13 protein-coding genes are annotated in these 8,378 nt (G+C 69.3%); 7 read left to right on the forward strand and 6 right to left on the reverse strand.

The genetic code is table 11. The annotated features are described in order from the left end of the window. A partial coding sequence (locus tag VNR91_RS12955) for a helicase C-terminal domain-containing protein (RefSeq protein WP_325491186.1) occupies window positions 1-1,018 on the forward strand: 1,018 nt, incomplete at its 5' end. Continuing rightward, window positions 1,015-1,557 (forward strand): histidine phosphatase family protein, encoded by a 543-nt coding sequence (locus tag VNR91_RS12960; RefSeq protein WP_325491187.1) that lies wholly within the window; start codon window positions 1,015-1,017, stop codon window positions 1,555-1,557. The genes VNR91_RS12955 and VNR91_RS12960, both read left to right, overlap by 4 nt. Here VNR91_RS12960 and VNR91_RS12965 read toward each other — a convergent pair whose 3' ends face one another. The 5 genes from VNR91_RS12965 to rpmF form a co-directional block, all read right to left on the reverse strand. Further along, entirely contained in the window at window positions 1,558-1,890 is a 333-nt protein-coding gene (locus tag VNR91_RS12965; protein ID WP_325491188.1) for a MerR family transcriptional regulator, read from the reverse strand. A 7-nt stretch (window positions 1,891-1,897) separates the two neighbouring features. After that, window positions 1,898-2,197: an integration host factor subunit alpha gene (locus VNR91_RS12970; RefSeq protein ID WP_325491189.1), complete on the reverse strand. Its 300-nt coding sequence runs from the start codon at window positions 2,195-2,197 to the stop codon at window positions 1,898-1,900. A gap of 170 nt (window positions 2,198-2,367) precedes the next feature. Next, window positions 2,368-3,333, reverse strand: a complete 966-nt coding sequence (locus VNR91_RS12975) for a beta-ketoacyl-ACP synthase III (RefSeq protein ID WP_325491190.1) — start codon at window positions 3,331-3,333, stop codon at window positions 2,368-2,370. A gap of 10 nt (window positions 3,334-3,343) precedes the next feature. Beyond that, the gene (gene plsX / locus VNR91_RS12980) at window positions 3,344-4,375 is read right to left on the reverse strand and encodes a phosphate acyltransferase PlsX (RefSeq protein ID WP_325491191.1); all 1,032 of its coding nucleotides are present in this window, start codon (window positions 4,373-4,375) and stop codon (window positions 3,344-3,346) included. 27 nt (window positions 4,376-4,402) lie between these two features. After that, on the reverse strand, window positions 4,403-4,582 hold the full coding sequence (gene rpmF, locus VNR91_RS12985) for a 50S ribosomal protein L32 (RefSeq protein ID WP_325491192.1): 180 nt from the start codon (window positions 4,580-4,582) through the stop codon (window positions 4,403-4,405). A gap of 210 nt (window positions 4,583-4,792) precedes the next feature. Between rpmF and VNR91_RS12990 the strand changes: the two genes are divergently transcribed. Beyond that, window positions 4,793-5,227, forward strand: coding sequence for an MAPEG family protein (locus VNR91_RS12990; RefSeq protein WP_325491193.1), 435 nt, complete (start codon window positions 4,793-4,795; stop codon window positions 5,225-5,227). 9 nt (window positions 5,228-5,236) lie between these two features. Here VNR91_RS12990 and VNR91_RS12995 read toward each other — a convergent pair whose 3' ends face one another. Further along, entirely contained in the window at window positions 5,237-5,902 is a 666-nt protein-coding gene (locus VNR91_RS12995; protein ID WP_325491194.1) for an MBL fold metallo-hydrolase, read from the reverse strand. 104 nt (window positions 5,903-6,006) lie between these two features. Here VNR91_RS12995 and VNR91_RS13000 point away from each other — a divergent pair, with 104 nt between their 5' ends. The 4 genes from VNR91_RS13000 to msrA form a co-directional block, all read left to right on the forward strand. Next, window positions 6,007-6,285, forward strand: coding sequence for a hypothetical protein (locus VNR91_RS13000; protein WP_325491195.1), 279 nt, complete (start codon window positions 6,007-6,009; stop codon window positions 6,283-6,285). A gap of 33 nt (window positions 6,286-6,318) precedes the next feature. Then, window positions 6,319-7,518 (forward strand): pyridoxal phosphate-dependent aminotransferase, encoded by a 1,200-nt coding sequence (locus VNR91_RS13005; RefSeq protein WP_325491196.1) that lies wholly within the window; start codon window positions 6,319-6,321, stop codon window positions 7,516-7,518. 125 nt (window positions 7,519-7,643) lie between these two features. After that, on the forward strand, window positions 7,644-7,790 hold the full coding sequence (locus VNR91_RS13010; RefSeq protein ID WP_325491197.1) for a hypothetical protein: 147 nt from the start codon (window positions 7,644-7,646) through the stop codon (window positions 7,788-7,790). Window positions 7,791-7,825: 35 nt separating this feature from the next. Beyond that, the coding region (gene msrA / locus VNR91_RS13015; RefSeq protein ID WP_325491198.1) for a peptide-methionine (S)-S-oxide reductase MsrA at window positions 7,826-8,378 on the forward strand (553 nt) is incomplete at its 3' end.

Below are 8,378 nucleotides of genomic sequence, written 5' to 3' on the forward strand. Positions count from 1 at the left end.
GGAGGCGGTGCTGGCGGACGGGCCGGACTGGATGGACGGACCGGCCCGCGCGCGGATCGAGGGGGCGATCGCGTCGCTGGGCTGGCGCACCGATACCGTCGGCGCGTGGCTGGCGCTGATCGCGCGGATCGGCGGGCCGGCCGATCCCGATTTCGTCGACTGGCTGGCGGTCGACCGGTCGGAGGGGCGCGAATGGGACGTCGGGCTGCACCGTCACTGGCTCGACCCGACCCGCCCGTTCGCCAAGACCGTGCTGGAACCCGCGCACGGCGCGTTGGTGACCTCGGCGACGCTTCGGGCCGGCGGCGACTGGGAGGTGGCCGACGCACGCAGCGGCGCGACGCACCTCGCCCAGCCGGCGCGCCATTTCGAAGCCCCCAGCCCTTTCGACTATGCTGCCCGTTCCGAAGTGCTGGTGGTGACCGACGTCAAGCGCGGCGACCTGGCGGCGCTGGCCAACGCCTATGCCCGTCTGATCGCCGTGAGCGAGGGCGGCACGCTGGGGCTGTTCACCGCGATCCGGCGGCTGCGCGGCGTCCATGCCCGCATCGCCGACCGGCTGGCGCGCGACGGGCTGCCCCTCCTCGCCCAGCATGTCGATCCGATCGACACCGGCACGCTGGTCGACATCTTCCGCGACGATCCGCGCACCTCGCTGCTTGGCACCGATGCGCTGCGCGACGGGGTCGACGTACCCGGCCATTCGCTGCGGCTGGTGGTGATGGAGGGGGTGCCATGGCCCAAGCCGACCGTCCTCCACGCCGCGCGGCGCATGGCCGGCGGCGGCAGCGCCTATGACGATCGGGTGGTGCGCGCGCGGCTGGCGCAGGCGTTCGGCCGGCTGATCCGCCGCGCCGACGATTCGGGGCGGTTCGTCCTCCTTTCAGCGGCGATGCCGTCGCGACTGCTCACCGCCTTTCCCGACGGCACCCCCGTCCACCGCGTGACTTTGGAGGAAGCGGTCGAGCGTTGCCGTCTTCCTTCCGTCATCGACATCCGGCAGAACCAGTTGTCGTGAAGACGCTGACCTTGCTCCGCCATGCCAAATCGGGCTGGGACGACCCCGTCGCCCGCGATTTCGACCGCCCGCTCAACGGCAAGGGCCATCGCGCCACCACCGCCGTCGGCCGCAACCTGCGGGCGATGCCGCTGACGTTCGACCATGTCGTCGCCTCGCCGGCGGCGCGCGTGGTCGAGACGCTGGGCGGGGTGAGCGAGGGCTATGGCCGCGAACTGGTCGCGGCGTGGGACCGGCGGCTCTACCTCGCCTCGCCGACCACGCTCCTCGACGTGATCCACGAACTGCCCGACGATGCCGATCGCGTGCTGCTCGCCGGGCACAATCCGGGGCTGGAGGATCTGGTGCTGCTGCTGGTGCCCGATGCCGTGGACGATGCGCTGCGCGACGCGGTCGAGACCAAATTCCCGACCGGCAGCGTCGCGGTGCTGACCTTTGCCGGCGATCGCTGGGCAGACGTCGCGCCCGGCGGCGCGAAGCTCGAACGGTTCGTGCGTCCACGCGATCTCGATCCGGCGCTGGGGCCGGACGACCACTGATCAGCCGTCGGCGTCGAGCGCGCTGGCCAGATCGGCGCGGATCGTCTTCAGCGCATCGCGGTCGGTACGGACCGCCTTGGCCGGAGTCTCGCTCGCCAGCAGCTTCTGCACGCCGCGGATGGTATAGCCCTCATTGTCGAGCAGATGCTGGATGCGCCGCACCAGCGCCACGTCCTCCGGCCGGTAATAGCGGCGGCGCCCGGCCCGCTGGAGCGGCCGCAACTGGGGAAAGCGCGTTTCCCAATAACGCAGGATATGCTGCGGGATGCTGGTTTCCTGCGACAGTTCGCCGATCGTGCGGAAGGCCCCGGCCGCCTTGTCAGGCGCGGCCATCCACCCGTCAGCCGGCAGCGACGATGCGGTCGCGCATCATCTGGCTGGCGCGGAATGTCAGCACCCGGCGTGGCGCGATCGGCACTTCCACCCCCGTCTTGGGATTGCGCCCGACCCGTTCCCCCTTGTCACGCAGGATGAAGCTGCCGAAGCCGGATATCTTGACGTTCTCGCCATTGGCCAGCGCCTCGCACATATGGGTCAGCACCTGTTCGACCAGCTTTGCCGAATCGGCGCGCGAGAGGCCCACCTCATGGTGCAACGCCTCGGCGAGATCGGCGCGAGTAAGCGTTCCGGTCAGGTCCATGCGCCGTATTCCCCCACGATGCGATGAGCAGGGCGAGTACCTAACATAGGATATCGAGTCGCGCAAAGCCGCGGGCCGTTACGTCACCGTCATGAGTCCCGGTTGCGGACAGGGCGCCCGATGCGTGCGGCGAACCGGTCGAAACCGCCCCGATTCACCCCCGTCCGGCGTCAGAACCGGACGACCGCGGCACCCCAGGTGAAGCCGCCGCCCATCGCTTCCAGCACGATCAGGTCGCCGCGCTTGATCCGCCCGTCGCGCACCGCGGTGTCGAGCGCGAGGGGCACCGACGCGGCGGAGGTGTTGGCGTGCTGATCGACCGTCACGATCACCTTGTCCGCCGGCAGGCCGAGCTTGCGCGCGGTGGCGTCGAGGATGCGGGCGTTGGCCTGGTGCGGCACCACCCAGTCGACGTCGGCGCTGGTCAGCCCGATCGCGCCCAGCGCCTCGTCCATCACCGACGCCAGGTTGACCACGGCATGGCGGAACACCTCGCGTCCCTTCATCCGCAGCTTGCCGACGGTGCCGGTGGTCGACGGGCCGCCATCGACATAGAGCAGCGCGTTGTGCCGCCCGTCGGCGTGGAGCCGCGTCGCCAGCACGCCGCGATCCGAATCCTCCTCCGCCGCCAGCACGATCGCGCCGGCACCGTCGCCGAACAGCACACAGGTGCCGCGATCCTCCCAGTCGAGGATGCGGCTGAACGTCTCCGCCCCGATCACCAGCGCGCGGCGGTGCGCGCCGGCGCGGATCATCGAATCGGCGACCTGGAGCGCGTAGAGGAAGCCCGAGCACACCGCCGCGACGTCGAACGCGACGCAATCGTCGATGCCCAACGCCGCCTGGACCTTGGTCGCGCTGGCGGGAAAGGTCTGGTCGGGGGTGGCGGTGGCCAGCACGATCAGGTCGATATCCTGCGCGTGGACGCCCGCCGCCGCCAGCGCCGCCTTGGCCGCGTCGGCGGCCAACGTCGCGGTGGTCTCGTCCGGGCCGGCGATGTGGCGAAAACGAATGCCGGTGCGCTCGACGATCCATTCGTCGGAGGTATCGACCTCCTGCGCCAGTTCCGCGTTGGAGACGCGGCGGGTCGGCAGCGCCGAGCCGGTCCCGAGGATCACCGAACGCCGATCCGTCATGCCGGGCCTTTCATGCCGCCTGGGCTTCGAAGTTGCTCAGATCCTCGGTGATCCGGCGGGTCAGGTCGTCGCGCACCATCTTTGCCGCGACGGCGATGGCGTGGGCGACGCCGACCTCATTGGCGCCGCCATGGCTCTTCACCACGAGTCCGTTGAGGCCGAGGAACACCGCGCCATTATGGTTGTTGGGGTCGAGATGGTCGCGCAACAACTGGGTCGCCGGGCGCGAGATCAGGAAGCCGATCTTGGACCGGATCGAGCTTTGAAAGGCGCGGCGCAACAGGTCGGCGACGAACCGCGCGGTGCCTTCCGCCGTCTTGAGCGCGATGTTGCCGGAAAAGCCGTCGCACACGATCACGTCGACGTCGCCGCGCGACAGGCGATTGCCCTCGATGAATCCCTCGAACCGCAGCGGCAGATGGCTGGCGCCGCGCAGTTGGGCGGCGGCGTCGCGGACGATGTCGGTACCCTTCATATCCTCGGTGCCGATGTTGAGCAGCGCGACGCGCGGGCTCTCAAGATCAAGGATGGTGCGCGCATAGGCGGCACCCATCACCGCGAACTGCACCAGATTCTGCGCGTCGCACTCGGTATTCGCGCCCAGATCGAGCATCACCGTGTCGGTGTCGCCCAGGCTGGGCATCAGCGCCGCGAGCGCGGGACGATCGATGCCGGGCATCGTCCGCAGCGACAGCTTGGCCATCGCCATCAGCGCGCCGGTATTGCCCGAGGAGACGGCGGCGGCGGCCTCGCCCCGCTTCACCAGATCGATCGCGACGCCCATCGACGTCGTCTTGGCGCGGCGCAGCGCCTGGCTCGGCTTGGTGTCCGACGCCACGACCTCGGGCGCGTGGACGATGTCCGACGCGGCGGTCAGGTGCGGATGGGTCTCAAGCCCGGCGCGAATCGCCGATTCGTCGCCGACCAGGATGAAGCGCATCCCGTCGAACTGACGGCGCGCGCGCGCGACGCCGGCGAGCATGACCGCCAGCCCCTCGTCTCCGCCCATCGCATCGACGGCGATCCGCGAACCAGGGGACATTGCGGTCAGGCTCGTCGCGTTTTTCGCTTAACCCTCGACCGAAACGATCTCGCGGCCGTTATAATGGCCGCAGGCGTTGCACAGGTTGTGCGGGCGCTTCAGCTCGCCGCAGTTCGGGCATTCCTGGAACGACTCGACAGCGAGCGAATCATGCGAGCGACGCATGCCCCGCTTCGAGGGCGAGGTCTTTCTCTTGGGGACGGCCATCTCGGCACCTTCTCAATACGGAAATCAGCGGTTCTTGGCCGCGATACGGCCCGGGTGCCGACTGGGCAAGCGTTACCGGAAGAACCCGGCTGCTCGCCGGGCCGACGGGCCGGGCTGGTCGCGATGCGAAGGCGCGCCTATAGCGATTTCGCGCACGGTTGCAAGCCGCGCGGCGCCGTGCGACCCCTGCGGCACAGGAGGGGACACATCATGCACATCTTTTTGCCGGTCGCTCTGGCCACCGCCGCCGCCGCCGCGATCGTCAACATCTGGCTCGCCCTTCGCGTCGGCCGGCTGCGCATATCGGAAAAGATCATGGTCGGCGACGGCGGCGATTCGCGCATGACCGCGCGGATGCGCGCGCACGCCAATTTCACCGAATACGCGCCGTTCGTGCTGATCCTGCTCGCGCTGGTCGAGCTGGCGGCGGGGTCGTCGCCCTGGCTGTGGGGTGCCGGCGCGGTGTTCATCGCCGGCCGCCTGCTCCACGCCTTTGGCATGGACGGATGGCGCGCGGGCCGGATGACCGGCATCCTGACGACCTGGATCGTGCTGGCCGGGCTGGCCATCGCCGCCGCGACGTTGCTGTTCCAACAACAGGCGCGGATCGACGGCGCCCCGATCGAACTGGCGCCGGCGGCCTAGCGCCGGGCCTCAGGCCGGCGCCAGCACCGCGTCGCCGACGAACGGATTGGTCGCGCGCTCGCCGCCGATCGTGCCCGGCTCGCCATGGCCGGGCAGGAACACGGTGTCGTCGCCCAGCGGCCACAACTTGCCGACGATCGACGCGATCAGCGCCTGATGGTCGCTCAGCGGAAAGTCGGTGCGCCCGACCGATCCCCGGAACAGCACGTCGCCAACCACCGCCAGCTTCGATTCGGGATGGTGGAACACGACGTGCCCCGGCGTGTGGCCGGGGGTGAACCAGGTGTCGAGCACCAGCTCGCCCACCGTCACCTTGTCGCCGTCGACCAGCCAGCGATCGGGCTCGAACGCCTCGGCGGGGACACCCCATTGCCGCGAATCGTCGGCCAGCCGCGCGATCCAGTAGCGGTCCGCCTCATGCGGCCCTTCGATCGGCACGCCCAGCTCCTTCGCCAGCGGCCCGGCCATCCCGCAGTGATCGAGGTGGCCGTGAGTGACGAGCACCTTCTCCACCGTCACGCCCGCCTGTTGGATCGCGGAGCGGATGCGCGGCAGGTCGCCGCCCGGATCGATCACCGCCGCGCGCCTGGTCGCGGTGCACCACAGCAACGTGCAGTTCTGCTGCAGCGGCGTGACCGGGATGATCGTGGCGCGCAGCGGCGGTTCTTCGGGCACGGGCGGGGTTCTCCTGAAGCGACCCCAGGGCGTTATCGCGCGCGCCGCGATACGGCAACGACTTGCCGTCGCGCGTTCGGGGCGGCATGTCCTGACCGAACTCGATGACCGCCAAACCCGCCCTGTCCGACATCATCGTCGTCATGTCGTTCGATCCGCTCGGCGGGATCGCGGAGCTCGACCGGCATCTGGCGTCGATGAAGGCGCGCGCCGACGCGAATCACTATCCGTTCAACCGCCACATGGTGCGCAACGAATTGCAGGCGGCGACCTTTCGCCTGCGCTTTCCCCGGCAGGTCCGGCTGCTGCTGGGGCCGAGCGGCGCGCTGTCGATCGAGATTTCACCGCTTGTGGTTGCGAAGGACGGTGAGCCGCGCCTATAGGCGCCGGGCTCTTTCCCAGTCCGAGGTATCCCGATGAAGCCCTCCGCCGCGCTCGGCCGCATCCAGCCTTCCGCCACGCTGGCGATGACCAGCCGCGTGTTCGAGCTGAAGCGTCAGGGGATCGACGTGATCGGGCTGGGCGCCGGCGAGCCCGATTTCGATACGCCGGATCACGTCAAGGAAGCCGCGATCCAGGCGATCCGCGACGGCAAGACCAAATACACCAACGTCGACGGCACGCCCGAGCTGAAGCAGGCGATCGTCGCCAAGTTCGCCCGCGACAACAACCTGACCTATGCCCCCGACCAGATCACGGTGAACGTCGGCGGCAAGCACACGCTGTTCAACGCGATCGTCGCCACCGTCGAGCTGGGGGACGAGGTGATCGTGCCCGCGCCCTATTGGGTGAGCTATCCCGACGTCGTCCAGTTCGCCGGCGGCACCCCGGTGTTCGTCGCGGCGGGTGCGGCGCAGGGCTACAAGCTGCGGCCCGAACAGCTCGAGCAGGCGATCACGCCGCGCACCAAATGGGTGATCCTCAATTCGCCGTCGAACCCGACCGGCGCCGCCTATACCGAGGGCGAGTTGAAGGCGCTGGGCGAGGTGCTGGCCCGCCACCCGCACGTTTGGGTGTTCGCCGACGATATGTACGAGCACATCGTCTATGACGGCTTCAAGTTCCGCACGATCGCCGAGGTGTGCCCCGACCTCTACGAGCGCACGCTGACGGTCAACGGCTGTTCAAAGGCCTATGCGATGACCGGCTGGCGGATCGGTTTCGCCGGCGGCGCATCGTGGCTGATCAAGGCGATCGCCAAGCTCCAGTCGCAATCGACCAGCAACCCGTGCTCGATCGCCCAGGCGGCGTCGGTGGCGGCGCTCAACGGGCCGCAGGATTTCCTCAAGGAGCGCGCCGCCGCCTTCCAGTCGCGCCGCGATCTGGTGGTGTCGATGCTCAATCAGGCGGCCGGCATCCATTGCCCGCGCCCGGAAGGCGCCTTCTACGTCTATCCCGACGTGTCCGGGCTGATCGGCAAGACCACGCCGGGCGGCAAGACGATCACCAGCGACGAGGATCTGATCGGCTATTTCCTCGACGACGCCCGCGTCGCGGCGGTGCACGGCGCGGCATTCGGCTTCTCCCCGGCGATGCGTATCAGCTATGCCACGTCGGAGGAGGCGCTGCGCGAGGCGTGCGAGCGGATCCAGACCGCCGCCGCCGCGCTGCGCTGAGCAGCCGATGAACGCGGCATCAGGGACTCGTTAACCACGTGTCCGTCATGTCGCTTGCCCCCAGGCCGTTCTTGCGCTGGCCACTGGTCAGCGCCGGTTCAGGCGCAGCGGATGAAGAAGCGATGATGCGTACCACCGACAAGCCGCCGTTCCTCCGCTATCTCGTGGGTGGATTCGCCCTTGGCACGATCTGCCTGATCGGGAGCCAGGTGGTCGCGCACGCCCAGCCACCGGTGCCCGCTCCGATGATCACGCAGGCCGCCGCGCGGTGACCCGCCCCGCCGCCTCGCATCGAAGAGGCGGCGCGATGATCCGATATGGTCTTCCCGCCGTCGCGGCGATCGCGGCGCTGGCGCTCGCCCCGACCGGCCGCGCCGCGCCGGCGGTGGCGCTTCCCGCCCCGGCGCGCGATGTCGCTGCGAGTGCGGGCCTCCAGAGCGCGGTGCTGGCCGGCGGCTGTTTCTGGGGCATCGAGGCGGTGTTCGAGCAGGTGAAGGGCGTCCGCTCGGTCACCAGCGGCTATGCCGGCGGCACGGCGCGGACCGCCACCTACGACCAGGTCTCGACCGAACGCACCGGTCATGCCGAGGCGGTCCGGATCGTCTATGATCCGCGCGTCGTCAGCTACGGCACGCTGCTGCGCGTCTATTTCTCGGTCGCGCACGATCCGACGCAGATCGACGGGCAGCTACCCGACCAAGGACCGAGCTATCGCTCGGCGATCTTCCCTCAGAACGCCGCGCAAAATACCGTCGCGACGGACTATATCGCGCAGCTCACCCGAGCCCGCGCCTTTCCCCGGCCGATCGCGACGCGGATCGAGGCGGGCGGATTCTTCCCGGCGGAGGCCTATCATCAGG

Source organism: Sphingomonas sp. (assembly GCF_035555815.1).
Classification (GTDB): domain Bacteria; phylum Pseudomonadota; class Alphaproteobacteria; order Sphingomonadales; family Sphingomonadaceae; genus Sphingomonas.

Bases quoted from the DNA above. Each gene is read 5' to 3' on its own strand.
- VNR91_RS12965 (WP_325491188.1), bottom strand. From the start codon at position 1,890: ATGGCCGCGCCTGACAAGGCGGCCGGGGCCTTCCGCACGATCGGCGAA.
- VNR91_RS12970 (WP_325491189.1), bottom strand. From the start codon at position 2,197: ATGGACCTGACCGGAACGCTTACTCGCGCCGATCTCGCCGAGGCGTTG.
- VNR91_RS12975 (WP_325491190.1), bottom strand. From the start codon at position 3,333: ATGACGGATCGGCGTTCGGTGATCCTCGGGACCGGCTCGGCGCTGCCG.
- plsX (WP_325491191.1), bottom strand. From the start codon at position 4,375: ATGTCCCCTGGTTCGCGGATCGCCGTCGATGCGATGGGCGGAGACGAG.
- rpmF (WP_325491192.1), bottom strand. From the start codon at position 4,582: ATGGCCGTCCCCAAGAGAAAGACCTCGCCCTCGAAGCGGGGCATGCGT.
- VNR91_RS12990 (WP_325491193.1), top strand. From the start codon at position 4,793: ATGCACATCTTTTTGCCGGTCGCTCTGGCCACCGCCGCCGCCGCCGCG.
- VNR91_RS13000 (WP_325491195.1), top strand. From the start codon at position 6,007: ATGACCGCCAAACCCGCCCTGTCCGACATCATCGTCGTCATGTCGTTC.
- VNR91_RS13005 (WP_325491196.1), top strand. From the start codon at position 6,319: ATGAAGCCCTCCGCCGCGCTCGGCCGCATCCAGCCTTCCGCCACGCTG.
- VNR91_RS13010 (WP_325491197.1), top strand. From the start codon at position 7,644: ATGCGTACCACCGACAAGCCGCCGTTCCTCCGCTATCTCGTGGGTGGA.